This window comes from Virgibacillus subterraneus (genome assembly GCF_900110695.1).
In the GTDB taxonomy this organism is placed as follows: Bacteria; Bacillota; Bacilli; order Bacillales; family Amphibacillaceae; genus Lentibacillus; species Lentibacillus subterraneus.
The window spans coordinates 312,021-336,002 of sequence record NZ_FOEH01000004.1; the positions used below are offsets into that span (position 1 = coordinate 312,021).

25 protein-coding genes are annotated in these 23,982 nt (G+C 35.8%); 13 read left to right on the forward strand and 12 right to left on the reverse strand.

What is annotated here, in order from left to right; translation table 11 throughout:
• Positions 1 to 245 precede the first annotated feature (245 nt).
• The 4 genes from BMY13_RS13355 to BMY13_RS13370 form a co-directional block, all read right to left on the reverse strand.
• The gene (locus BMY13_RS13355; protein ID WP_092505158.1) at positions 246 to 2,087 is read right to left on the reverse strand and encodes an ABC transporter ATP-binding protein; all 1,842 of its coding nucleotides are present in this window, start codon (positions 2,085 to 2,087) and stop codon (positions 246 to 248) included.
• Positions 2,088 to 2,102: 15 nt separating this feature from the next.
• Complete coding sequence (locus BMY13_RS13360) at positions 2,103 to 3,851, reverse strand: ABC transporter ATP-binding protein (protein WP_092505160.1); 1,749 nt, start codon at positions 3,849 to 3,851, stop codon at positions 2,103 to 2,105.
• A gap of 416 nt (positions 3,852 to 4,267) precedes the next feature.
• Positions 4,268 to 4,720 carry a TlpA family protein disulfide reductase gene (locus BMY13_RS13365; RefSeq protein ID WP_092493106.1) on the reverse strand — a complete coding sequence of 151 codons (453 nt, stop codon included), beginning with the start codon at positions 4,718 to 4,720 and terminating at the stop codon, positions 4,268 to 4,270.
• A 109-nt stretch (positions 4,721 to 4,829) separates the two neighbouring features.
• Complete coding sequence (locus BMY13_RS13370; RefSeq protein ID WP_092493107.1) at positions 4,830 to 5,372, reverse strand: peroxiredoxin; 543 nt, start codon at positions 5,370 to 5,372, stop codon at positions 4,830 to 4,832.
• Positions 5,373 to 5,622: 250 nt separating this feature from the next.
• On the opposite strand from BMY13_RS13370, the gene BMY13_RS13375 reads away from it, so the two are divergent.
• The gene (locus tag BMY13_RS13375; RefSeq protein WP_092505162.1) at positions 5,623 to 6,441 is read left to right on the forward strand and encodes a mechanosensitive ion channel family protein; all 819 of its coding nucleotides are present in this window, start codon (positions 5,623 to 5,625) and stop codon (positions 6,439 to 6,441) included.
• Between the two features lie 181 nt (positions 6,442 to 6,622).
• Here BMY13_RS13375 and BMY13_RS13380 read toward each other — a convergent pair whose 3' ends face one another.
• From BMY13_RS13380 to cbpB, 5 genes are all read right to left on the reverse strand, one after another.
• A complete protein-coding gene (locus BMY13_RS13380; protein WP_092493109.1) occupies positions 6,623 to 6,874 on the reverse strand; it encodes a YkuS family protein in 252 nt (83 codons plus the stop codon).
• Between the two features lie 72 nt (positions 6,875 to 6,946).
• On the reverse strand, positions 6,947 to 8,062 hold the full coding sequence (locus BMY13_RS13385) for an N-acetyldiaminopimelate deacetylase (RefSeq protein WP_092505164.1): 1,116 nt from the start codon (positions 8,060 to 8,062) through the stop codon (positions 6,947 to 6,949).
• 14 nt (positions 8,063 to 8,076) lie between these two features.
• Positions 8,077 to 8,796, reverse strand: a complete 720-nt coding sequence (gene dapD / locus BMY13_RS13390) for a 2,3,4,5-tetrahydropyridine-2,6-dicarboxylate N-acetyltransferase (RefSeq protein ID WP_092493111.1) — start codon at positions 8,794 to 8,796, stop codon at positions 8,077 to 8,079.
• Positions 8,797 to 9,068: 272 nt separating this feature from the next.
• Positions 9,069 to 10,529 (reverse strand): MDR family MFS transporter, encoded by a 1,461-nt coding sequence (locus BMY13_RS13395; protein WP_245736104.1) that lies wholly within the window; start codon positions 10,527 to 10,529, stop codon positions 9,069 to 9,071.
• Positions 10,530 to 10,644: 115 nt separating this feature from the next.
• Complete coding sequence (gene cbpB / locus BMY13_RS13400; RefSeq protein WP_092505168.1) at positions 10,645 to 11,091, reverse strand: cyclic-di-AMP-binding protein CbpB; 447 nt, start codon at positions 11,089 to 11,091, stop codon at positions 10,645 to 10,647.
• Positions 11,092 to 11,393: 302 nt separating this feature from the next.
• Here cbpB and trhA point away from each other — a divergent pair, with 302 nt between their 5' ends.
• The gene (gene trhA, locus BMY13_RS13405; protein ID WP_092505170.1) at positions 11,394 to 12,029 is read left to right on the forward strand and encodes a PAQR family membrane homeostasis protein TrhA; all 636 of its coding nucleotides are present in this window, start codon (positions 11,394 to 11,396) and stop codon (positions 12,027 to 12,029) included.
• An 86-nt stretch (positions 12,030 to 12,115) separates the two neighbouring features.
• On the opposite strand, the gene fadH is transcribed toward trhA, so the two are convergent.
• Positions 12,116 to 12,883, reverse strand: coding sequence for a 2,4-dienoyl-CoA reductase (gene fadH / locus BMY13_RS13410; RefSeq protein WP_092493116.1), 768 nt, complete (start codon positions 12,881 to 12,883; stop codon positions 12,116 to 12,118).
• 654 nt (positions 12,884 to 13,537) lie between these two features.
• Here fadH and BMY13_RS13420 point away from each other — a divergent pair.
• From BMY13_RS13420 to ric, 5 genes are all read left to right on the forward strand, one after another.
• Positions 13,538 to 14,386, forward strand: coding sequence for a metallophosphoesterase (locus tag BMY13_RS13420; RefSeq protein WP_092493118.1), 849 nt, complete (start codon positions 13,538 to 13,540; stop codon positions 14,384 to 14,386).
• 122 nt (positions 14,387 to 14,508) lie between these two features.
• The gene (locus BMY13_RS13425) at positions 14,509 to 15,084 is read left to right on the forward strand and encodes an SCO family protein (protein WP_092505172.1); all 576 of its coding nucleotides are present in this window, start codon (positions 14,509 to 14,511) and stop codon (positions 15,082 to 15,084) included.
• Positions 15,085 to 15,328: 244 nt separating this feature from the next.
• Positions 15,329 to 15,811 carry a YkyB family protein gene (locus BMY13_RS13430; protein WP_092493120.1) on the forward strand — a complete coding sequence of 161 codons (483 nt, stop codon included), beginning with the start codon at positions 15,329 to 15,331 and terminating at the stop codon, positions 15,809 to 15,811.
• 702 nt (positions 15,812 to 16,513) lie between these two features.
• Positions 16,514 to 17,404, forward strand: coding sequence for a DMT family transporter (locus BMY13_RS13435; protein WP_092505174.1), 891 nt, complete (start codon positions 16,514 to 16,516; stop codon positions 17,402 to 17,404).
• A 78-nt stretch (positions 17,405 to 17,482) separates the two neighbouring features.
• Entirely contained in the window at positions 17,483 to 18,175 is a 693-nt protein-coding gene (gene ric / locus BMY13_RS13440; protein ID WP_092505176.1) for an iron-sulfur cluster repair di-iron protein, read from the forward strand.
• 221 nt (positions 18,176 to 18,396) lie between these two features.
• Here the strand turns inward: ric and BMY13_RS13445 are convergent, their stop codons facing one another.
• A complete protein-coding gene (locus tag BMY13_RS13445; RefSeq protein WP_092493124.1) occupies positions 18,397 to 18,558 on the reverse strand; it encodes an FbpB family small basic protein in 162 nt (53 codons plus the stop codon).
• 111 nt (positions 18,559 to 18,669) lie between these two features.
• On the opposite strand from BMY13_RS13445, the gene BMY13_RS13450 reads away from it, so the two are divergent.
• A complete protein-coding gene (locus tag BMY13_RS13450) occupies positions 18,670 to 19,836 on the forward strand; it encodes an aminotransferase A (protein WP_092493125.1) in 1,167 nt (388 codons plus the stop codon).
• 12 nt (positions 19,837 to 19,848) lie between these two features.
• On the opposite strand, the gene BMY13_RS13455 is transcribed toward BMY13_RS13450, so the two are convergent.
• A complete protein-coding gene (locus BMY13_RS13455) occupies positions 19,849 to 20,028 on the reverse strand; it encodes an aspartyl-phosphate phosphatase Spo0E family protein (protein ID WP_092493126.1) in 180 nt (59 codons plus the stop codon).
• 156 nt (positions 20,029 to 20,184) lie between these two features.
• Between BMY13_RS13455 and BMY13_RS13460 the strand changes: the two genes are divergently transcribed.
• From BMY13_RS13460 to BMY13_RS13480, 5 genes are all read left to right on the forward strand, one after another.
• A complete protein-coding gene (locus tag BMY13_RS13460) occupies positions 20,185 to 20,538 on the forward strand; it encodes a PilZ domain-containing protein (RefSeq protein ID WP_175476803.1) in 354 nt (117 codons plus the stop codon).
• A gap of 75 nt (positions 20,539 to 20,613) precedes the next feature.
• Entirely contained in the window at positions 20,614 to 21,138 is a 525-nt protein-coding gene (lepB, locus tag BMY13_RS13465; protein WP_092493129.1) for a signal peptidase I, read from the forward strand.
• 281 nt (positions 21,139 to 21,419) lie between these two features.
• Entirely contained in the window at positions 21,420 to 22,601 is a 1,182-nt protein-coding gene (locus BMY13_RS13470) for a zinc ribbon domain-containing protein (RefSeq protein WP_245736105.1), read from the forward strand.
• 28 nt (positions 22,602 to 22,629) lie between these two features.
• A complete protein-coding gene (locus tag BMY13_RS13475; protein ID WP_175476804.1) occupies positions 22,630 to 23,772 on the forward strand; it encodes a S1C family serine protease in 1,143 nt (380 codons plus the stop codon).
• A 99-nt stretch (positions 23,773 to 23,871) separates the two neighbouring features.
• The gene (locus tag BMY13_RS13480) at positions 23,872 to 23,976 is read left to right on the forward strand and encodes a YjcZ family sporulation protein (protein WP_092493131.1); all 105 of its coding nucleotides are present in this window, start codon (positions 23,872 to 23,874) and stop codon (positions 23,974 to 23,976) included.
• Positions 23,977 to 23,982: the final 6 nt, after the last annotated feature.

A 23,982-nucleotide genomic window follows, 5' to 3' on the forward strand; every position in this document is an offset into this window, starting at 1 on the left:
ACCAATGCAACATCTGCTCAAGCTAGCACTTTCGCAGTCTTACTAGCCATGGGCTCACTCAACAAGGTTATGAGAACCCGAACGCTGTTCAAATAGTGTGAAACGTGTCTTCATCAGGGCTATGAGACTCGGTTGAATATTTTTCCACAGTACTTCGCAGTTTATATCTATTGTCAACGATAACAACCTTTTACTATAATAGTCGAAATTAAAAAGCAACTTCTCAGTTGAGAAGTTGCTTTTGTTTATATTGCATCGAGCATTTGAAATTGTGATTTCACAAGATCAAAATATTCCCCTTCCTGCTTCATTAACTCATCATGACTGCCATTCTCAAGTACTTTTCCATTTTCCAATACGTAAATGTTATCAGACTCTCTAATTGTCGATAAGCGATGGGCAATAATGATTGCAGTCCTACCCTTTAATAATCGTTGAAGAGCTTCCTGAATTTTCATTTCTGTTTCCGTATCAATGCTTGCTGTTGCTTCATCCAAAATTAATATTCTTGGATCAGCAAGAAGTGCTCTAGCAAATGACAACAATTGCCGCTCACCTGCTGATAATATATTTCCTCGCTCCTCTACTTCTGTTTCATATCCGTATGCAAGTCGCTGAATAAATTCATCAGCCCCAACAACCTTTGCAGCTTCGATTACTGCTTCATCTGATGCATCAGGTTGACCAAACCTGATATTTTCCATAATAGTTCCTGAGAAGATAAAGGTATCCTGTAAAACTACACTAATTTGCTGGCGCAAGCTATCTAGCTTTACGTCTCGTAAATCGTGTCCATCAATTTTAACAGTTCCTTCAGTTGGGTCATAAAAACGGCTGATTAAATTGGATATAGTAGACTTACCGCTTCCTGTATGCCCAACCAGTGCAATATTCTGGCCCTGTTTAATGTCTAATGAAATCTCATGCAGTGCAATGCGGTCGTTATCGTAAGAAAATTGAACACGGTCAAATTCAATTCGCCCTTTCATATTTATTAAATCAATACTATCTTCTTTTTCTTTCACATTTGGCTGTTCATCCAGAAATTCAAAGATACGTTCTGATGAGGACATTGCCATTAAAAGCTGATTATACATTTGACCTAATCTTGAAATTGGTTCCCAGAACATTCCTAAATAAAAAGCGAACGTTACAAATGTACCAATTTCAATTCCGCCATTGGCTTCACCTAATAAAATTAAATGGGAGCCATAAGCAATCAGGATAATTGTTCCAATTGCATTACTCATTTCGACAAAAGGACGAAACATTGCACTCTTCTTCGTTGCCACACGCCAGCTCTCGAAGCTATCTGTATTTATGCCCTCAAAGAATGCTTCGTTTTCTTTTTCCTGTGAGAAAGATTGCGTAATACGAACACCTTGTATGCTTTCATTTAAGTGAGAATTTAATCGCGATTGCTGTATTCGTACATCCTGCCACGAACGGCGGATACTTCTCCTGAGTTTTGTTGAAATATAAAACATAATCGGCAGAATAATCATAACTGCAAGTGCCAGTTTAGGACTTAATGCAACTAAGATTACAATCATCCCTGTTAGCGTAACCACATCCATAAGAAGATTAATAATTCCATTTGTAAATAACTCCTGTAACGAATTGATATCATTCATAATTCTAACTAATATCGATCCTGCTGAGCGTGAATCGAAAAAGCGGTGCGAAAGCCGTTGAACATGAGAAAACAAATGCTGTCGTATATCATATATAACATTCTGCCCTAAAATATTAACCCACTTTATTCGATAAACATTTCCTGCATAACTTATTAAATACAAAATCCCAATACCTATAACAAGATAGGTGAGCATTGTTGGGTCCTCATTGGCTATCGCTACGTCAATTGCAACTTTACCAATTAATATTGGTACAAGTAAACGTACTGCAGTAGAAACCAGCATAGCTATCATAGCACCCGGTAAGTATGTTTTGGAATATGGTTTTAAATAACCAAGTAATCGCCACATTTGCTGCCAGTTAAAGGGCTTCTCGACCGCTTGATCGACTGTATAATAGAATCGCTTCAGATGACGATTTTCTTTTGGTAACTTTTTTTCTTTTGCCATTTCATGTCCCCCCTTTTATGTTACAGTATTCATTATTGCTTCACGATCCTGGTACTGAATATCATATACACGCTGGTATGGACCATGATTATTTACTAGATCATCATGAGTACCACGTTCAACTATTTCACCGTGCTCCAAGACCAGTATTTCATCAGAATGTTTTAGAGACGAAATCCGATGTGCAATGATAAAGGTGGTTCTACCCTTCATCACTTCTTTTAGTGCTTTCTGGATTTTGAATTCAGTTTCCATATCTACAGCAGATGTTGCATCATCGAGTACCAATATACTAGGGTTGATGCAAATTGCCCGAGCAATAGCTATACGCTGTTTCTGACCACCCGACAAGCCCATTCCTCGTTCACCAAGCATCGTTCCATATCCCTCTGGCATCTCCATTATAAAATCATGCGCTTGTGCCCTTTTGGCTGCGTCAATTATTTGTTCATCCGATACATCTGGTGAACCGTAGGCGATATTCTCTCTAATTGAAGTTGAGAATAAGAAGGACTCCTGTAAAACAAAACCTATATGTTTTCGCAGCGTCTTAATCTTATAATTATCGACAGGACGGTTATCAACCAGCACGTCACCTTTTTCCGGTTCATAAAAGCGTGTTATTAACTGTGTGATACTCGTTTTCCCTGATCCTGTTGAACCAACAAGGCCAATCACTTTTCCTGGAGGTGCATCAAACGTTATATTTTTAAGTGCTGTATCATCGTCTTTTGTATACGTTAATGTGACATCATTAAATGTTACATGACCGTTTATTGGTGTATCTATCGCATCATCCTTCTCGACAATGTCTTCTTCTGCTTCTAATATCTCCAATAAACGTTCTCCAGAAGCTTTAGCTTGAGAAAACTGATTAATGACAAATCCCAAGTTCATAAGTGGTCCTAATATATACCAAACAAGGCTAAAAAATGCTACTAATTCTCCGAGTTCCAGCTGATTATTAATAACCAGATAACCACCAAATGCTAACAATGCAACCGCACATACATTTCCAATGAATTCCATAAGCGGCATAAACTTTGCCCATATTTTTGCAGTAGTCAAAAAGTTCTGCTTATAGTTGTCATTACTGCTGGAAAATCTCCCTATTTCAAAGTTCTCCCTGGATAAAGATTTAACTGTATTCATGCCACTAATATTTTCCTGGACACGCGTATTCAAACGACCGAACGATTTTCTAATCCCCCTGAACGCCGGGTGTACACGTTTATCAAATTGGAATACTACTATTGCCAAAAACGGCATAGCAGCCATCGTTACCAATGCTAGTGGAATAGAATAGTAGAACATAACACTTAAACTGAAAAGGATAAGTAATGTGATCCTAATTAATTCTGAAAATCCAAAAGAAAGGAAAAAACGAAACATCTCAACATCTGCTGTCAACCGTGACATTAAGTCTCCTGTTTTTGCATTATCATAATATTTGAATGATAGTACCTGAAGCTTTTCATATAATGCTTCCCTTATTACATAAACAGACCTGATACCAAAGAATTCTCCAAGATATTGATGATAGTAAGTTGAAAATCCTTTAAAAACCATTATAAGAAAAAACGCAACTGAAATATAAGGTATCAGTGAATACCTGCCCGCTCTCATTACTTCATCAATCGTTATCTGCAATATTATTGGGTATACAACAGTAATAGCTGCCACAAATAATAAGAAAACTAATGAAGTAAAGAAAAACTTTCTGTATGGCCAATAAAAATGCTTTAACTTTTTAAAAGTATCCAATATGTTCCCTCCCCCTGATGTTTTACGTAATATCTAATATAACGGGTTCCGAAATAAATTTCCACTCTTTTGTTTAATTTTTTTAACTTTTTTATTTATTACAAAATAAAGCATATTTGACTAAGTTAATTCTTACTGGTGTAAATAAAACAAAAACGCTCAGATGGATTCTGAGCATTTTAAACTTCCTTATAGCGGAATCAGTATTCAATTTATTGTCCTGCCGTATCCTCGTTCTGCTATCCCCATTAAATTCCTATTTTTAAGGCTAAGTTAGAATCATGGTACAGCTTTTCTGCCTTTTAGCGGAATGAGGATCCATTTGGCTTTCCGCATTTCGCGTCTGGATTTTTGTTGTTTTTTTCCTTTATAATCGCAGAACCATTATTTATAAATAGATGCTGTCTAACTAGTAATTATCTCTCTGTTTTACCTAATACTCGGTTGACGCGCTTACGAAGCATTTTCATCCCGCTTCCACCAGCCTGAAAGTGTCTTAATTTTCCATCAGAATCAAATACATAATATGCAGGTACATACTTATTTTGAAACGAATCTGTTAATGTATGATCGTTATCTACAAATATTGGCTGTGTAATATCATGTTCATTCGCAACCTTTTTAATCTGATCAAGATCTAAGTCTTTTTCTGAACGTGGCATATGAACCGCAATTACATTCAAGTCGCGTTTGTATTCATCACGGAATTCATTTACTTTTGGCATTGCCTCTTTACAAGTTCCGCAGCTTACCGACCAGAAATGAATTAGTGTTGGTTTATTTCCGATTAAAGCTTCTTTTTTAATCGCTTTACTATTTAACCACTTTGTAGCTCCTTCTAATTCGGGCATTTGATCTCTTAACCTCATAATGTCTACCTCCTGTTAAATAAGCAAAAAAGGCTGACTTCAATTCCCATAACGTATGCGATGATCCAGCTCTAATAATTTTTATACATTTATTATATATGATAATTTTTTATAATGTTTCCTGGCCAGGTTTCCAGTTTGCTGGGCAAAGTCCACCAGTTTGAAGAGCTTGTAGAACACGCAGCGTTTCATCAACATCCCGACCAATGTTGTTATGGAATACTGTTTGGTATTGTAATTCACCTTCCGGATTAATGATAAATAATCCACGTAATGCAACACCTTCTTCCTCAATTAACACCCCATAATCCTTGGAAACAATATGGTTTGTGTCTGCAGCTAGAGGATAACCAAGCTGGTCCAGTCCATTATCATCACGTGATGTGTTAATCCAGGCTTTATGTGTATGAATTGTATCGGTTGAAACACCTATCACTTCTGCATCCAAATCTTCAAATTCATCATATCGATCTGACATTGCTGTTATTTCTGTTGGACATACAAATGTAAAGTCCATTGGATAGAAGAAAAGAACTGTCCACATATCATTTTTCATATTTTCTTCTAAACTAACTTTACCAAATTCCTTATCAGGCATTACAGCGTCCATTTCAAATCGTGGTGCCTGTTTTCCTACCATTCTTTCTGCCATATGTAATCCCTCCGCTTAGATATTTTATCAATCTAATTTTTATTATAGAACACTCTATAAACCAGTCAATATGAAACCCTAGTCTTGTAAAAATGTACATATAAATTACATAATATGTTCTTATTATTGACAAAAATCTGTTCCAGTATAACCTTTTTATGGGTGTATATGATTTAAAACTAAATAAATGTGGTAAATTAATAGAGTCTGTCGAGTTAGATACACTAAAAATACAGAAAGGAGGATACATATGGAGATTTTCGGAATCGAGGTAGATGTAACTAATCTGATAAATATTGGTTTAAAAATCGGTTTACTCATTTTAGCCTTTATTATTTTTATTCCAATTGGCAAAAAAATTATTAAGAGAACAATAAATAGAGCTGGCTCTAATCAAAAAATATCTGAGAGTCGTGTGAAGACGCTTGAAAAATTATTAGTCAACTTGTTTTCTTATGTAATGATTTTTGTATTTATTGTTATGTTGTTTGCAATATTTACTATCCCAATTGGACCACTACTTGCGGGTGCAGGTGTTGTTGGTTTAGCAATCGGTTTTGGTGCTCAGGGACTTGTAAGTGATGTTGTAACAGGTTTTTTCCTATTACTTGAACGACAAGTAGAAGTTGACGATTATATTACAGCTGGTGGCTATGATGGGATTGTAGAGGAACTTGGCTTACGAACAACAAAAATCCGCAGTTTTAATGGAACATTAAATTTTATTCCAAATAGAGAAATCATTGGTGTTGCCAACCATTCACGTGGAAATATGCGTGCACTGGTTGATATCGGAATTAGCTATGATGAAAATATTGATGAAGCTATTAGTTTATTGGAAAAGGTCTGTGCTGAATTCCAGCAGGATGAACGATTTAAGGATGGTCCTAATCCGATAGGTGTTCAAGGTTTGGGTTCATCAGACGTTGTCCTCCGTGTTGTGGGACAAACTGAAAACGGAGAACAGTTCGGATGCCAGCGCGACATGCTTAAGCGAATAAAAGAAGCGTTTGATGAGGCAAATATTGAGATACCATTTCCACACCAGGTTAATATTCAAAAAGATTAAATAAAATTAAAAAACTTGGCATTTGTAAAGGGATGCTTATGTAACCGTATTTTGCTTTTTTAGAATCCCTTATACTTTGGATTGCAAGCCTTAATTGCGAAAGCCGTAAGTAAGTATTTATACTTTCTTAACTGCAAGCAAAAACCCCAGTTCGTATTATACGAACTGGGATTTTACTATATTACTCGTTTCCATTTAATTTCTGATTTACCATTTGGCAGACCTCTTCAGCACTATATCCTTCTGCATTAATTACAGGGCCGGCAATACTTGTTGTAGACATACCCATTACATTTTTATCCTGTCCTGTAATAACACAGCAATCACAATATTCTGTGTCATCCTCTGAGTGCAGATCAACTACATCATGTCCCATTTCCATTAGACCATCCTTCACATCTGAAAGACTTTCTTCAACACCAATACGCGCCATTCATAATACCTCCTCTAGATACAAAGCATTTACGCATCTAGTTTTTCCAGAAGATAAAATGATATACAGAAATCAACGAGCAGATAAAGCTTGTATTGTATTTTTAACAGCCTTGACGCCTATCTCTAGCGCATCTTCATCAGGGGTTAGTTGAGCATTGTGTAAACCAAATGGAGACTCAACGCCAAGCCAGAACATGAATCCTGGAATATCTTTTAGCATATAGCCAAAGTCTTCTCCAGTCATTGCAGGATTAGCCTCCTGATAATTAATATTGTTAGTTGTCATAGTTTCAGCAAATATATCAACATACTGCTGCTCGTTGTATACCTGATAATAATTTGCACCATAATCAATAGCAATCTTGCATTCATGGGAAATTTCAAACCCTTGAATCAATCTTTCCAGCTTTTGCTTAATTACATTAATTGTAGCAGGTTCGAGTGTACGGATTGTCCCTTCCAACCTTGCTGACTCAGCAATTGCATTTTGCACAAACCCACTCTCCATCTTACCAACTGTAACGACAGCACTTTCCAATGGGTTAAGGTTTCTTGCGACAATTTGCTGTAATTCCACAACAAAGGAGCTTGCTGCAACAGTCATATCCCTAGTTAAGTGTGGGTATGCAGCATGTCCCCCTTTGCCAGAAAAATCAAGGAACAATTCACTCGTATTTGCGAATAATAATCCCGGGCGACTGGACACTGTTCCGGTAGGTAGCTCAGGAGCAATGTGTAAAGCAAAGACAACATCCGGCTTCCATTCCTTAAAACTATCTGACTCCATCATCGGTAATGCGCCACCAGGTCCTTCTTCAGCGGGTTGAAACAGAAACACAACATCATTATCTATCGGGTGATCAATAATGTGTTTAAGTGATCCTAACGCAATTGTCATGTGAAAGTCATGTCCACAAGCATGCATTTGACCTTCATGTGTGGATTGAAATGGAAAATCTGTTTGTTCCGTAATCGGCAAGCCATCAATATCGCAGCGAAATCCAATTGTTTTATTGGGATTAGCTCCTGAAACACGGACCATGATTCCAGTTCGCCACTCTTTTACTTCTACCCTATCTGTTTGCATTGCATTAATCTTATCCAGCAAATAGGTTTGCGTTTTAAATTCCTGAAAACCCAACTCAGGAATTTGATGCAGTTCCCTTCTGATTTCTACTAAATTCATGCTAATCCCCTGCTTTAGTTATCTAATTTACGAAGCTCTTGTTTGATTTCTGTTTTTGATTTTGTACTATCATCGATTTCTTTCAATACTTTAGCAGGTGTACCTGCAACCAATGTATTTGGTTCAACATCCTTTGTCACAATTGATCCTGCAGCTACAATTGACCCCTTACCCACTGTTACTCCTTCTAGAATAACAGCATTTGCACCAATAACTACTTCATCTTCAATGACAACCGGTTTTGCTGAAGGCGGTTCGATAACACCCGCAAGCACTGTGCCGGCACCGATATGACAATTTTTACCAACAGTAGCACGACCACCAAGAACAACATTCATATCAATCATGGTGCCCTCACCAACAACTGAACCTATGTTAATGCTTGCGCCCATCATAATAACTGCTCCGTCTCCAATCTCAACTTGGTCACGGATGATTGCACCTGGCTCAATTCGTGCATTAACTTCTTTTAAATCAAGTAACGGAATGGCAGAGTTTCTGCGATCATTTTCCACAGCGTAGTCTTCAATTTGCTCATTATTGTTTGCCAAAAAGGATTGGATGTCCTTCCACTGTCCAAATAACACACCACTATTTTTCTCAACAAATGACTGAATTGAATCACCGTAGTTTAATTCATTCAATTGCTCACCTTTAATATATACCTTTACAGGTGTACTCTTTGTGCTATTTGAAATAAAGCTGATAATCTCGTTTGCATCCATCATTTTCATAATCTGTTCCTCCAATTTTATGTATTTATTTTACTGTAGCAGACCACACAAGCACTCGCAAGAACAAAAGCGCAAGCGCATGTTTATTGTGTATGACCAGTACGGCACCATATGAGATAAAGGAAACACGAAGAGCGATGCGAATCGATGTTGACTTATCGTAAGGAGGTGCCGGAAGTGCGCTAGGCAATAGGCGCTGGAGCTGGACATGGGTGAACCGAAAAGTACAGTAATCCCAGTAACTTATATTTTATAATCACCTTAGCAACAAGCTATTCCTGTCCTTTTTTTGGCAAAAAATAAATCAGGATAAAACTGATCACTGCCAGAACTAATAACCCCATGTAAACGAGATGCAATCCTGAAGTAAGACCTTCTTGTAATACAGACTTAACTTCATGCGACAAGGAAGCATTTTGTTGTGGATCTAATAAACTATTTGCCGTATCGACTGAGACTTCATTTTCCAATTCTTTATTCTGAATAAAGGTTTGTATCCTGCTGTTTAGTAATCCGCCAAGTAATGCTGCACCCAATGCACTGCCAATCGAGCGCATAAACATGTTTGCAGCAGTTGCGATACCACGAGTTTCCCATCCAACAGCATTTTGTATTCCTACAATAAATGATGTATTTGTTAAACCCATACCTATTCCAATAAAGAACGATCCTGCAGCCGCCCATACCGGACCTTTATCAGGTGATAACAGGAAAAACAATAGTGCTCCAATAATTAATGATGTTCCACCAATTAATGATGTCGCTCTATATCCTATTACCAACAAAAGCCTGCCCCCGACCATAGCTGCAATAGGCCAGCCAATGGACATTGTTGTTAACGTAAACCCTGCTACTGTTGCAGAATAACCCATAACACCTTGTACGAAAGCAGGTAGGTAACTGGAAACACCAATGAGTATCATTCCAGTCGTCAGCGATGTTAAATTAGCAATACTAATTATTCGATGTCTCCAAATCTCAAACGGCATCATCGGGTCCACTGCACGCCGTTCCTGGTTAATAAATAATATTAACCCAGACACAGCTAAACCAATCAATCCATACATTTCAGTGGAATTCCACGGAATCCCTATTCCACCTTCAACTAAAATGAATAGCAATGATGTAACAGATATTACAATCCACACCGATCCTAGATAGTCAACAGAACGCTTTTGCTTTTCAATATTTTCATGAAAAAAGAAAAATATCCCTAGCATAGCAAGTATACCTAGTGGAATATTCATCCAGAAAACATAACGCCAACTTAAGACATCGACGAAAAGCCCACCAAGCAATGGTCCGGTAACAGCAGATATACCCCATACGCTAGACAACTGTCCTTGGATTTTGGCCCGCTCTTCTTTGCTGTAAATATCACCAATTATCGTAGTTGCGATGGGCATCAATGCACCTGCACCAACACCTTGAATAAACCGTGAAATGATCAGCATTGTCATGGTTCCACTAAAGCCTGAGAGCGTAGAACCTGTCAGGAAAATTGTAATGCCAATCATAAAAACAGGCTTTCTTCCGAAGATATCAGAAAGCTTCCCGAATATTAATACAGTAGCAGCATTAGTCAGTAAATATGCAGAAAACACCCAACTATACAGCGAAAATCCTCCAAGATCTGCCACAATGCTAGGCATTGCTGTTGCAACGATTGTCGCTTCTATTGCAGCTAAGAACATGCCAAGCATAACGGCTGCCAATACAAATGGGCGTTTCATCGTTTTATTTTTTTTTAGACGAGTTACCATAGGTTATCACAGTTTCTATTAAATTAAAAAACACCCTACGCATTTATATTTTCTGCAAGGGTGCAGCAATAACTCAATTTTATAATTAATCATTTCTGTTTGTATAAAAGTCTCGCTTCATTTGTTTTAGAATAGCACGTCTGGTTACAATTCCATCAAAATAACCCTCATAATCAGAAACACATACAAATGTATTATTAATAACTGCTTTTAACCCATTCATAAACGAATCATCTCTTGATAATGATGGTATATCTGTATTCATTACTTCATGAACGCGCATGTCAGAAAGTTTCTCTATCTCAAATCGCTCTAAACCTAGAATTTCATTTAAAATGATTGTCTTACCTATCGTTCCTACTAACTTATAAGATGCATCCAATACAGGAACAGCGGAATAACCGGATTTCACCAATACTAATAGTGCGTGTTCCAATGGATTATTCAGCTGAACATGGGCAACTTTTTCAGATGATATCATTATATCTTCTACTACAATATCTGTTAATTGCTTATCTTGTATCGTACTCATACTAAATCGCTCCTTTTAGAAATACTGGCAGCAAACATCATTTTTATTTAGACTTGAAAAAGGAGTTAAAACCTACATCCACATCCTTAGTTTACCATAGTTAATGTTCGAGAAACATATATAGTTCTTACATATTAATAATATTATCGGTTAATTTAATGACAAATTTTTGTATAAAGTTTATGAGAAAACATAACTGAACGCTCTAAATTAGAGGCAGGAATTGTTATGACTTTTGTAACTAGTTTTATTCAAATTTCAGTGTACAATAATAATATGTCGAATAATTAAGAGGATTTTAAATGGAAATACACACTTTCACAAAGAAAGAAGAAATTGTTAATGCTATAACACATGGGATTGGTGCATTATTAAGTATTGCTGGTCTTGTGCTGTTGATTTTATTTGCTTCACTTAACGGGAACCCATGGCAAGTTGTGTCCGTTACCATATTCGGAACAACGATGCTAATTATGTATTTATCATCAACGATTGTTCATAGCCTGCCTGAAGGAAAATGGAAAGATATTTTTCAAATCTTTGATCATTCCTCTATTTATTTGTTTATTGCAGGTACATACACCCCTTTCCTGCTTGTGCATTTACGCGATGACTTGGGCTGGATTTTGTTTGGGACTGTATGGGGGATTGCATTAATAGGAGTTGTCTTCAAGATATTTTTCGTAAAAAAATTCCTTGTTCTGTCAACACTATTTTATGTTTTAATGGGTTGGTTAATTACTCTGGTATGGAATCCGCTTATGGCAACTATGGATGGAACAGGTATGCTGCTATTAATGATTGGTGGAATGTTATATACACTAGGGGCAATCTTTTATATATGGCGCGGGTTTATTTATCACCATGCTATATGGCATCTATTCGTACTGGCTGGTTCCATATCTCACTTCTTTACTGTATTTTATTATGTTATTTAAGACTATTTTCGCAATTAAAGTTGGGTTGCTATCCTCTTTGGGATAGCAACCTTTAAATTTTTGAAAACTTAGCTTATCGCCAAGTGCTAAAAAGGAAACTTATTAAGCCATTGTCCTCCATCCATTGTTATGACTTCACCATTAATGTATGCAGCTTTGCCGGAGAGTAAAAAGTGAGCAAGATCAGCAATCTCCTCCGGCTTACCCAACCGTTGTAACGGGACTGAATTTATTGTACGTTCCGCAGCTTTTTCTGATTCAAATAGTTTTTCTGCTCCTCCAGTACGCTCAATCGGTCCCGGGGCAATTGCGTTTACACGGATACCATACTTTGTTCCCCATTCCACTGCTAAAGTACGTGTCAGATTGAGTACCCCTGCTTTTGCAGCAGAAGAATGAGCAACACCTGCCCCAGCGTTCCATGCATATGTAGCAACCATATTAATGATTGAGCCTTTTATTCCATTCTCAATCCAGTACTTCCCTACCTCTTGGCTGCAATAAAATGTTCCATTTAACACGATGTCAATTACAGAATTCCAGCCATTAACTGAAAGTTCTTCCGCTGCAGCAATAAAATTACCAGCTGCATTGTTCACGAGATGATCAATTGAACCAAATTTTTCGACTGTCTTCTCGACCATCCGTTTCACGTCTTCAGGCTTTCTTACATCCATTGAAATTATATATAATTCACCTGTTGAGTTTTTTTCCAACTCCTCTTTAGTCACTTGCAATCGATCTTCATTTCTACCTGTAAGAACAACATTCGCACCTTCCACAGCAAACTTTTCAGCCATATACTTTCCCATTCCACTAGAACTTCCTGTTACAATAACTGTTTTATTATTCATATAATCCCCCTTTTTCAATTAGGTTCTTTTCGTAAGTTTTGTTGCTCCTTAAACCCTCGCTGTTGACAAAAACTGCGATAAATATACGCTCCCTTGGACTGGCCCTCTTTGCTCGCAGAGAACGCTCAATGTGGGGACTCATCGTCTTCGCTTTCTCACATGAGTCTTCATATATTTGATGTGCCAGCATCCAGGTTTTCTAACAACAATCATTTAGAAAACAACCTTCGTCTATATGTATTATCATATTTATAACAATCATAAAAGTCAAAAAAATAACCGTAAACAAGATGCATCTTCTATTAAAATCTTATTTAATCTCATATTAAAATAAGGTATGATTAATATCATAATAGAAAATAATTACAAGCTGTTTTCTATATGATTGTTTCTTTCTCAAAGTAATGAAATCCTAACGTACTTGATGTAAACTGCGAAGTACTTTTCAAAAAGTTTGAGTGCTATTATGCCGCTTCGGAGGTTGAGGCCGTGCCCTAGGTGCGCATCCGCCCGTAGCGACCCCGGACGGCGGGACGAGAGTTTATAAAATTTATTCTAGCAGTTAGTTCGCAGTTTATATAAACTGCGAAGATTAAAAAACAATGTTATAAACTTAACTAAAAGAATTTTAAACCCCTGAAAGGTTTGACATATATGAATAGACGCACTTTCTTAAAGAAATCTATTGGAAGCCTACTTGCTTTGGTTGGCTTAAGTGGCGGTACTTATTACTATGCACGTGAAATGGAGCCAACTATGCTTGACATTACCCAGCAGACTCTAGCATCTTCCAAGTTACCTGAGTCATTTAACAACTTTAAAATCGTACAGTTTTCTGATACACATATCGGTTTTCATTATTCACTTGATCAATTTGCTGAATTAGTAAAAACAATAAATAAACAGAAACCGGATTTAATTGTATTTACCGGAGACCTTGTCGATAAACCACACACGTATGACTGGAATAACGAGCTAATTCAAGAATTACGAAAGCTCAAAGCAAAACATGGAAAATACTGGATATACGGCAATCATGATCATGGTGGTTATGGGACTGACATCGTAAAGAATGTCATGGACAAAGCTGAATTTAATCTATTAAAAAACAACCATACAATAGTTAAAGTAAATAACGAAAAATTTGTATTAGCTGGTATCGATGATGTAATGCTTGGCAGACCAGATTTAGAAAAGACATTAACAAATGCAGATCCAAACCTTTTTACAATGTTACTTGCACACGAACCTGATTTTGCTGACACGACGGTTCATTTTCCAGTGGATATTCAGATCTCAGGACATAGTCATGGCGGACAAGTTCGCTTACCTTTTATCGGACACTTATATACTCCAATGTATGCAGAGAAATATGTACAAGGAAAACACACATTACAAAACGACAAATTAACACTATTTGTAAACAGAGGCCTAGGTACAACCCGTTTACCGTATCGGTTCTTATGCAAACCAGAGATCCATACTTTCACCTTAAAAAGCTGAGTAATTTCATAGCTAAACAGTCACCACCGCGTTTCAGCCCCGAATCGTAACAGTTTGTTCATAGTTTTTTTACTGGAAACATGCTACACTAGTTACGATTTCATTTAGGAGGAAAATATAATATGTCAAAATTTAAAATCATACTTCCTTTATTAGTGGTTGTTATTTTAAGTGCATGTGGTGATAAATATGAAGGTGACTATTCCTACAAAGTAGGGGATTTTACATTTACAAACCAGGATGGAGAACAGGTGAGTAAAAGCGATTTAGAAGGTAAGTTTTGGGTAGTAGACTTTATTTTCACGAATTGTACTACTGTTTGCCCACCAATGACTTCGAATATGGCAGATTTACAAAAACAATTAAAAGAAGCTGGGCTTGAAGAAGAAGTTCAACTTGTGTCATTTAGTGTCAACCCTAAAAAAGATACTCCAAAAATCCTTAAAGATTATGCCAAAGCTCGTGGTGGTACATTTGACAATTGGCATCTTCTTACAGGCTATGAATTTGAAACAATTAAAGAATTATCTATTAAATCCTTTAAAGCAGCAGTCGAAAAGATTGCAGATTCAAATCAGGTGATGCATTCGACCAGATTTTTTATTGTGACGCCAGAAGGAAATGCTATCAAAGGATATGATGGCAGAGATCAAGCAAATATGGAGAAGATCGTTCAGGATATTGAGGATATGAGTTAAAACGCTGAAGCAGGTCTATCCTGCTTCTTTTTTAGCAGTTAATAAATCTTGTACTCCGAAGTAAATGAATTCTTAGAAAGCTTGGATTATCGACAAGCCTTATTTGCACTTATACAGTAAGAAAAGCATAATAAGCTCTCATAAAAAACCTTATAAACTTAGATTTTTTAAATATTGCAATAGGACGAGCTTTACGATACGATATAACTAAGTAACTCTAATAACCTAGAGAGGAGAGAAACGTATGAATGGGAAGCAATCGATTCCTCTAAGCGAAATTGCCAAAGCGCTTTATTCCATTAACCGTCATGCCAAAACAGCACCAGAACCCAAACATCTCTATTTTATAAAGAAAGAAACAATTAATCGCCTTTTAAAAGAAAAGCGTGCACAAAAAGTTGGTTTACACTTCTCAAATCATCCAAAGTTTAGCAATCAGCATTCCACACTTTTGGTAAAAGTAGACGACTATTTTTTTCATATTCCCCCTACAAAAGATGACTTCAAACAGCTTGAACATTTAGGTGATCTTGATTCAAGCTATCGTAACCCTCAAACAAAGATGTCACTTTCACATGCAAAAAAAATCGTCTATAACTATATTAATTGGCACCCAACAGATAAACAGAATCGTGTTTCACAAAGAAAACACACGTCTTCTTACTTCACCCCTTCTTCTCTTGGGAAAATGGAATGGCCCCCAACCAAAACGCGCCGTAATTATTAAGCATATTAGAAAACTTGACATCCGTTAAAGGGATTCTTATAAAAGTGTATTTTGCTTTCGTAGAATCCCTTTAACCTTGGAGTGCAAGCCTCAATATAGGTAAACTTTTGCAGCGTTAGGCGCTGACCGGTGACGCCACGTCCTGTACATTGGAGCTGGACGTGGCTGATTCAGTAGTCCAGTTATCTACAGTACTTAAATTTTATAGTTTTCCAGACAACTATTAAAGCGCTTTTAGCACAAGCGCTTTTTTATATGCTTTTATTTTTCCTAAATATATGCTGGAGTGTATGAATAATAATAAGACATCCTCCAAAGATTGCAAGACACTGCAGGGTCATGGCAAACAGTGTTAAATTAAGAACTGTAGTTAAAATAATTCCTAACAGAAATAACACTAGAAAGGCTAAACTACTCATGACATACGTTAATAATATGGTCGATTGCATCGAAACCACCCAGTTTACAAATGGATGCACCATTAAATAGATTATTATAATTCCAATAAATATATATACATACTCTACTCTTACTCCTGTTGGTAACAAATAATTTATATTGGTTGCAACTAGACTTCCAATCATTTGATTCAACTACTTTCTACAAGATATATTATCCAATATAAACAATTCGCATTATGAATATACACAGTATGATAATCTGATATAATTGCAATTATTGAATGGTAAAGGGGGATCTGCCATGAACAGAGCTTTCGTCTTTATTATCTTGGGTGCTGCCCTCTGGGGTACAATTGGCTGGTATGTTAAAAACTTATATTCTTACGGATTCACACCTATGGAAGTTGTAACACTCCGGGCATGGTCTGCCGCTAGTATACTAGTTATTTATTTAATTATTACCTCACCAATAGAGCTGAAACTAAAATCCATTCGTGACATAAAATATTTTATTGGTACCGGTGTTTTCAGCATCATTTTTTTCAATTACTGTATGTTTACTGCTATTGAATTATCAACAATTCCTGTTGCAACAGCATTGCTTTATACAGCTCCAGCATTCGTTACTCTTTTATCATTTTTTCTTTTCAAGGAACCTCTAACTCGACTGAAGGTTATTGCACTTTTAATTACGCTACTGGGTACAGCGATGGTTGTTGGATTAATTCCTTTAAACCTAAAAGCCTTTCAACTAACGAGTATTCTATTTGGATTAGGATCAGGTATTGGGTATGCCCTATATAGCATTTTTAGTAAATTTGCACTTAAAAAGTACTCAAGTCTTAGTATTACCACCTATACATTTATCGTTTCTGCTGTCACATTATTGCCATTTTTTCCTTATCAGGAAAAGTTCCATATGCTACTGGACCCAACCGTATTATTTTATGCATTCGGATTAGGCTTTCTGCCAACAGCATTTGCATACATTATTTACACGTATGGATTAAACAAAACAGAAGCTTCTAAAGCGTCTATACTAACGACAATCGAACCTGTTGTTGCAACATTAATTGGGGTATTTATTTTTCATGAAGCCTTCTCGGTTATACAAATGATTGGAATGGTGTGCATTATCGGTGCAGTAATTTTAATTCAGGCATATTCCAGCCCTAAATTAAAAAATTCCTGAGTAAGTGACATCAATCACGACACGCAAACAATAAATCCACTATTATCGAAGTAAGTTCATTAATAGGAGGTAATAGTAATGAGTCAATTTACTACTGAACATACACCGGCTGAAATTGTGAAGGTATTTCCAAAAGCGAGTGATTTGTTCAAAGAACGCCGAATCGATTTTTGCTGTGGTGGGGATCGTCCACTTGGAGATGTTTTTAAAGAAGGAAAGATAGATGAAACAGTTGTACTAGGAGAACTTAATAGTGCATTTGATAGCTGGAAACAAGAAGATCATGAAATAGTTGATTGGGATGCCATTCCGCCTACAGAATTAATTGATCACGTTGTTCGTACACATCATGCGTATCTTAATGAAGAACTCCCTGCGTTAGGACAATTTGTCACAAAGATCTTTCGTGTGCATGGTGCAAACCATCCACATCTAAAAGAATTGCATCGTTTATATAACGATTTTAAAGTAGATATGGAAGAACATATGATTAAAGAAGAAGGTGAAGTATTTCCTTTAATTAAAGAATATGAAAAAAATCCAAGTGAAAAGCTTTTAGATCATATCCATGAAGCTAATGGAGGGCTTGAAGACGAACATGAAGCATCAGGAAATATTCTAAAACGTATGCGGGAAATTACCAAAGGGTTTGAACCTCCAGCAGATGCATGCAGCTCATACCGAATAACGTATGCCCGATTGGCGGAAATGGAAGCAGACACATTCCAGCACGTTCACTTAGAAAACAATATACTTTTCAAGAAATTGTAATTTGAAACTTGGCATAGTTGCACTTATGCAGTAAGAAAAGTATTTATACTTCCTTATCTGCAAACAAAAAACAGGGGGAGACATTTAATACAAATGTTTCCCCCCTGTTTTTTGAGGTTTTAAAGATAGTTTCTGCTTAACAACCTATGTTATGATTATCATTAGAATAAGTGACTTATAAATGAGTAATCAAATTATAAGCTTTTTCACTACTAAAGTAATCATTGATAGTAGGATGAAAAGTGTTCTGGATTAGATTTTTTATCTGATTGCTTTTTTTCCAGACGAAGTTCAATTTGTTCTAACTCATTTTCGTCTCTTAATAGCTCTTGCTTGTTTTGCTGTACAAGGTCTTCAAAATTTTGGTATTTTATTGGGCGCATAATTTCACACTCCTTTATAACTGCTCATTATCTATTATACCCTTTATGTTGTATAACAAATCAAAATTATTTGAACATTTTATGAATTTTTTTACACAGGAGGTTAAACTGATGCGACCAAATCTTAATAGTTCCGTTAAAGATATTGAAATATCGGGGATTCGGAAGTTTTTTAACATGGTTTCTGAAGAACAGAATGTAACGTCTCTAACAATAGGACAACCCGATTTTCATACACCAGAACACGTAAAAGAAGCTGCAAAAGTTGCACTAGATCACAATAAAACTATGTATACACATAATGCAGGGATAATTGAATTGCGAACTGTTATTTCAAAATTTTATGAACAAAATTATGGCGTTAACTATGACCCAAAATCGGAAATTATTGTTACATCAGGCGCATCACAAGCTATTGATATAACGTTTCGCACCATTTTGTCTCAAGGGGATGAAGTAATTCTTCCTGCACCAATTTATCCCGGATATGAACCACTTATAAAATTGGCTGGAGCAGAGGTTGTTTATGCAGACACAACCAATGATGATTTTAAACTTACAAAAGAAAACCTGAAAAAACATATCACAAGTAAGACAAAATGTGTCGTTCTCCCCTACCCTTCCAATCCAACAGGGGCTTCGTTCACTAAGAATGAATTACAAGAACTGGTTTCAATTTTGCAGCATAAAAATATATTTATTTTAGCAGATGAAATATACAGTGAGCTTGTTTATGATTGGAAACATACGTCAATCGCAGAGTTTAACGAGGTTAAGGATAGAACAATAGTCATTAATGGAGTTTCTAAATCACATGCTATGACTGGGTTTCGAATTGGATATACCCTTGCGCCAGCATGGTTAACAAAACACATGCTAAAAGTTCACCAGTACAATGTGTCTTGCGCAACGTCCATTAGCCAATATGCCGCATTAGAGGCGTTAACGAACGGGTTGGACGACCCCGCTAAAATGCGAAGTGAATATAAGAAAAGACGTGATTATGTATATAATCGTTTAATAGACATGGGGCTTGATGTCAATAAACCAGATGGAGCATTCTATTTTTTCGCAAAGTTTCCTATAAAAGATAAATTATCCTCATTTCAGTTGGGAATCAATTTAGTTCGGGAAGGTAAAATAGCATTAGTTCCAGGGGATTCCTTTTCTTCCTTAGGTGAAGGTTATATGCGTCTGTCATACGCGTATGATATCGAAACAATCAAACTTGGACTTGACCGCCTTGAGGCTTTTTTACAGAAGGAAAAATTAATTTAATACAGTTTAACTTTAATCTATACTTTTCTGATGTTCAGTCTGCTTTACATCATCGAATAGATTTAAAAGCCTATCTAATTCTTGACTGATAGTAATTGATTCAATACTTGTAAATCCTTTTTTAAGAGCAACATCAGTCATTTTATTACGTAAAAATTCTATTCTTTCCAGAAGCTTTTCTGTAGTGCACATATTAATGTATATAGTACCTCCTTTTATTGCTTACTTAACTTTAGCACAGGTTCATAAATAATGACAAGTTTCTGCTTAAGTAATTCAAAAGCCTATTTTAGCTGTACTGAAAGTGATATTTTAGAAATGTGGTTGCTAAACTTTAGGAGGGTTTCGATGTATTACAAAAGAAATGAAGCATATCGCTTCGTGTTTAATCAGCCAGTTGAAGGAAAAATGACTAAAAGAGAAGAAAACAGTACAGTAACAACCAAAGTTCATATTCTTGATGTAAGTAATCAAGGGGCAAAAATTAACTGTAAAAATGTAATTGATTTGAAAAAGGATACGAAAATAAACCTTTCCTTTAGCCTAAAGTCTCATTCCTTTCATGCATCAGGAAGAATAATATGGATCAAAAACTTCCACAATTCTTCTGAAGTAGGATTACAGTTAAATACGGATGACGAATACAAGAACAATATGATAAAGGAACTAAAGGAAATTGCCAAACAGAACAAAAAGAATTAAAATAAAATTTTTCTCGAAATAATTACTTTCATACTATGTTTTCGAATGAACGGGTATTGAGAAAGGATGTCTTCATTGACTAAAACAAAAAAGAAAAATGAATGGCTGGAATGGGTAAAAGCTATATTAATAGCAGTAGTACTCGCTTTCTTCCTAAGGTCATTCGTATTTGCAACATCGGTTGTTGATGGTAAGAGTATGGAACCCACTCTTGAAGATGGAGAAACAGTACTTTTCAATAAGTTCACGTATTTAATTGATAAACCTCAACGCGGTGACATTGTCATTATAGAAAGACCCCTTAAGAATTACGTTAAGCGAATTATTGCGATGCCTGGCGAGACCATTAAAGTAGAAGATCACATATTGTATATTAATGGTGAAAAATATGGGCAGCCATTTATAAATAAAGATGCAAAAAGCAATACCGGAAAATTTGGTCCTATTCAGGTACCAGAAAACAGTTATTTTGTTATGGGTGATAACCGAATATTAAGCAAAGATAGCAGAAATGGTCTGGGGTTTGTTAGTGAAGAAAATATCATAGGAAAATCGGAGATGATTATCTTTCCTTTTGACCAATGGGCTATGACAAAATGAAGAAAAGGGTCAGGCATCAATATTGTCCGACCCTTTTAATATTTGAATTTTATTATTCATTATCAAAAATGCAGTATCCTATATTTAACGCAAGTAATCCAAAGCAAATGATTCCAAAAGCGGTTTCCCAAAGTTCCATATGCGTGTACCTCCTCTATTAAAATTATGTATAATCGTAACAATTAAATTATCTTCCTCCTTCTCCTATCATATCAATTTCCTTTTCCTAAATAAAGCAAAAATATGATAAACTAGAAAGAAAATCAGAATAGGCTTAGTAAATGAAAGTAGGTTTTATTATGCACCACTGTCCTTATTGTGGCACAAAAGTAAAAGAAAATGAGTTATATTGTATAAAATGTGGCAAACAACTACCAGAAGATGCAACCGAGCGACTCATAAACCGTAAATCGTTTAATAAGTACTGGTACATCCCCATTTCGATATTGGCTTTAGTTATTTTATCTGCAGGTATCTATTATGTAATTATGCAAAATCAAACGGCTGAGGCAAGCGACTTATACAATAAAGCCGAAGAAAGCGTTATGGGGGGTCAGTATGGAGAAGCGAAGGAATTACTTCAATCTGCGCTTGAAAATAGTAAAGAATTTAAGCAAGCTGATATTGCCTTGACTTATGTACAAGAAGCTTTAAAAATAGAAAACAGCATTGAAAAAGCGAATAACTATTTAAAGAAACAGGAATACCAAAAAGCACTATCTCTAATCAATGATGCAGAGAACTCATTAAGTAACTATAATGGCAATGCAGTTACCCAATTAATTGATAAACTTACATCAAAACGTAATTTAATAAAGATAGAAGAGCTTAAACATAAATTAAATCAAAATCCCAGTATTAATGACATGAAAGCCTTGCTGTGGGAAGCTGAGTCGATTAAGCATGATGAAGCAGCTGAAATCACTACTGACATTCGAAATCAAATTGTTGATTATACCTTTTCAAAAGCAAGCGAAAATCTAAATGATAAACAATTTTCGGATGCGCTAGTAATAGTTGAAGACGGCTTAAAGTATGCTCCAAACTCAGGAAAGCTGCAAAGCCTGAAAACCACTATTGATAAAGAAAAAACAGCGTTTGAAACGGCACAGCGTCAACGAATTGAGCAGGCAATAAGTTCTGCAGAAGAAGAACGGAAATTAAATGAAAATGATGCGATTGAGCTTGTTTCAGTCAATGTTGAAAATAACGAACAAGATAAATTAGTTGTAAAAGGGAAAGTAAAAAGTGTTGCAACAATTCCTATAAATACTATATTGGTGGAATATGCATTATCATCTAAATCAGGAAGCGAATTTTTATCAAACGAAGTATATGTATATCCAGAGACACTCTACCCTAATGAAGTTGGTGAATTTGAGTTCACCCATTTTGATATAGATCAAGAAGGTAAAAACATTAATATCAAAGTGGATAAAATAAAATGGTATACCAATCAATAGTATCTAATGTTCTTAATGAGGTGAACACATGAGTAAAATGCAGACAAAACCAATTATAGCGTCAGCGCTTGTTGTTATTATAGGGGCATTCCTATTATTTTCCATCAATGACTATTGGGCTTCCAAAAATGTCTCTGTAAACAACCCGGTTATAAATAAAGTAGAATCTAGCTCCAGAAGTATTGATCTTAAAACAATTATTCATGAATCTGAAAAAAATGTTGTGCAGATAGAAGGGCAAAATGAATTTAATACAATCACTGGCTCAGGATTCTTATATAATGATAAAGGTGATATTATTACCAATGCACATGTTGTAAGAGATGCTGATGTAATATATGTTAGAACCGCAAACGCGCGTATATACCCTGCTGCAGTAATTGGTATGGGAAAAGATACAGACATTGCTGTTATTCGTGTGCCACAGCTTGCTGGTCAAAACTCCTTATCAGTTGAAAAAGATATACAAGCTGAAACAGGAGATGAAGTCATTGCACTCGGCAGCCCTCATGGATTTCAGAATACAGTTACTTTAGGAATAATATCTGGTACTGAACGAAATTTTTCAGTTGACGGATTTAATTATGAAAATGTTTACCAAATATCAGCGCAAATAACGCATGGTAATAGTGGTGGCCCTCTAATCAACAGAGAAACTGGGAATGTTATTGGAATTAATTCTGTAGGTACCGAGGATGGAACAATTGGATTTAGTATTCCGATAAGCGAAGTTATTGAAAAAATTACAACATGGTCGAATGAGGCGCAAAATGAACAATTGGATTTTGCTAATACTTCCGAAATTGGCAGTACTACAAAGCCGGAAGAACTTAAAGAAAACGCTGAATACATAATTGACTACTTTTTTGAAAGTATTATTATAAGAGATTATGTAGGTGCGTACACATTGTTAGGTAGTTCAATGCAATCAGAAAATTCTTACTCAGATTTCCAAGAACGATATATTCATATTATTGATTTGCAGTACTCTGATTTTTCCAGCAAGATAAAAAAGAACAATCAAGTAGAAACAACAGTTGATGTAACTGTGGAAACTAATTTGCAAAATAAAGAAGAAACAAAAAAAGAAACCTTTAAATATGTACTTACAATCGGAAATGAAAATGATCAATTAAAAATTTTAAATTTATCAAAAACCCTGATTGAATAGTTCAAACAAACATTCATATTAAATTATTTAGTCAAACGTCCATACGTTTTGTTGCGTTTATCATATAGTATAAGTGTAACGCGTAGGAGGTGATAATGAATGGGTGGTTATGGTGGATACCAAGGAGGATATGGAAACAATTTTGCGCTAATCGTTGTACTATTTATCCTGCTTATTATCGTAGGTGCAACTTTTTATTATTAAATAAAG

What these genes read in the sequence shown, in the direction of transcription:
- BMY13_RS13355 (WP_092505158.1), bottom strand. Translation starts at nt 2,087, where the DNA reads ATGGCAAAAGAAAAAAAGTTACCAAAAGAAAATCGTCATCTGAAGCGA.
- BMY13_RS13365 (WP_092493106.1), bottom strand. Translation starts at nt 4,720, where the DNA reads ATGAGGTTAAGAGATCAAATGCCCGAATTAGAAGGAGCTACAAAGTGG.
- BMY13_RS13370 (WP_092493107.1), bottom strand. Translation starts at nt 5,372, where the DNA reads ATGGCAGAAAGAATGGTAGGAAAACAGGCACCACGATTTGAAATGGAC.
- BMY13_RS13375 (WP_092505162.1), top strand. Translation starts at nt 5,623, where the DNA reads ATGGAGATTTTCGGAATCGAGGTAGATGTAACTAATCTGATAAATATT.
- BMY13_RS13380 (WP_092493109.1), bottom strand. Translation starts at nt 6,874, where the DNA reads ATGGCGCGTATTGGTGTTGAAGAAAGTCTTTCAGATGTGAAGGATGGT.
- BMY13_RS13385 (WP_092505164.1), bottom strand. Translation starts at nt 8,062, where the DNA reads ATGAATTTAGTAGAAATCAGAAGGGAACTGCATCAAATTCCTGAGTTG.
- dapD (WP_092493111.1), bottom strand. Translation starts at nt 8,796, where the DNA reads ATGAAAATGATGGATGCAAACGAGATTATCAGCTTTATTTCAAATAGC.
- BMY13_RS13395 (WP_245736104.1), bottom strand. Translation starts at nt 10,529, where the DNA reads ATGAAACGCCCATTTGTATTGGCAGCCGTTATGCTTGGCATGTTCTTA.
- cbpB (WP_092505168.1), bottom strand. Translation starts at nt 11,091, where the DNA reads ATGAGTACGATACAAGATAAGCAATTAACAGATATTGTAGTAGAAGAT.
- trhA (WP_092505170.1), top strand. Translation starts at nt 11,394, where the DNA reads ATGGAAATACACACTTTCACAAAGAAAGAAGAAATTGTTAATGCTATA.
- fadH (WP_092493116.1), bottom strand. Translation starts at nt 12,883, where the DNA reads ATGAATAATAAAACAGTTATTGTAACAGGAAGTTCTAGTGGAATGGGA.
- BMY13_RS13420 (WP_092493118.1), top strand. Translation starts at nt 13,538, where the DNA reads ATGAATAGACGCACTTTCTTAAAGAAATCTATTGGAAGCCTACTTGCT.
- BMY13_RS13425 (WP_092505172.1), top strand. Translation starts at nt 14,509, where the DNA reads ATGTCAAAATTTAAAATCATACTTCCTTTATTAGTGGTTGTTATTTTA.
- BMY13_RS13430 (WP_092493120.1), top strand. Translation starts at nt 15,329, where the DNA reads ATGAATGGGAAGCAATCGATTCCTCTAAGCGAAATTGCCAAAGCGCTT.
- BMY13_RS13435 (WP_092505174.1), top strand. Translation starts at nt 16,514, where the DNA reads ATGAACAGAGCTTTCGTCTTTATTATCTTGGGTGCTGCCCTCTGGGGT.
- ric (WP_092505176.1), top strand. Translation starts at nt 17,483, where the DNA reads ATGAGTCAATTTACTACTGAACATACACCGGCTGAAATTGTGAAGGTA.
- BMY13_RS13445 (WP_092493124.1), bottom strand. Translation starts at nt 18,558, where the DNA reads ATGCGCCCAATAAAATACCAAAATTTTGAAGACCTTGTACAGCAAAAC.
- BMY13_RS13450 (WP_092493125.1), top strand. Translation starts at nt 18,670, where the DNA reads ATGCGACCAAATCTTAATAGTTCCGTTAAAGATATTGAAATATCGGGG.
- BMY13_RS13455 (WP_092493126.1), bottom strand. Translation starts at nt 20,028, where the DNA reads ATGTGCACTACAGAAAAGCTTCTGGAAAGAATAGAATTTTTACGTAAT.
- BMY13_RS13460 (WP_175476803.1), top strand. Translation starts at nt 20,185, where the DNA reads ATGTATTACAAAAGAAATGAAGCATATCGCTTCGTGTTTAATCAGCCA.
- BMY13_RS13470 (WP_245736105.1), top strand. Translation starts at nt 21,420, where the DNA reads ATGAAAGTAGGTTTTATTATGCACCACTGTCCTTATTGTGGCACAAAA.
- BMY13_RS13475 (WP_175476804.1), top strand. Translation starts at nt 22,630, where the DNA reads ATGAGTAAAATGCAGACAAAACCAATTATAGCGTCAGCGCTTGTTGTT.
- BMY13_RS13480 (WP_092493131.1), top strand. Translation starts at nt 23,872, where the DNA reads ATGGGTGGTTATGGTGGATACCAAGGAGGATATGGAAACAATTTTGCG.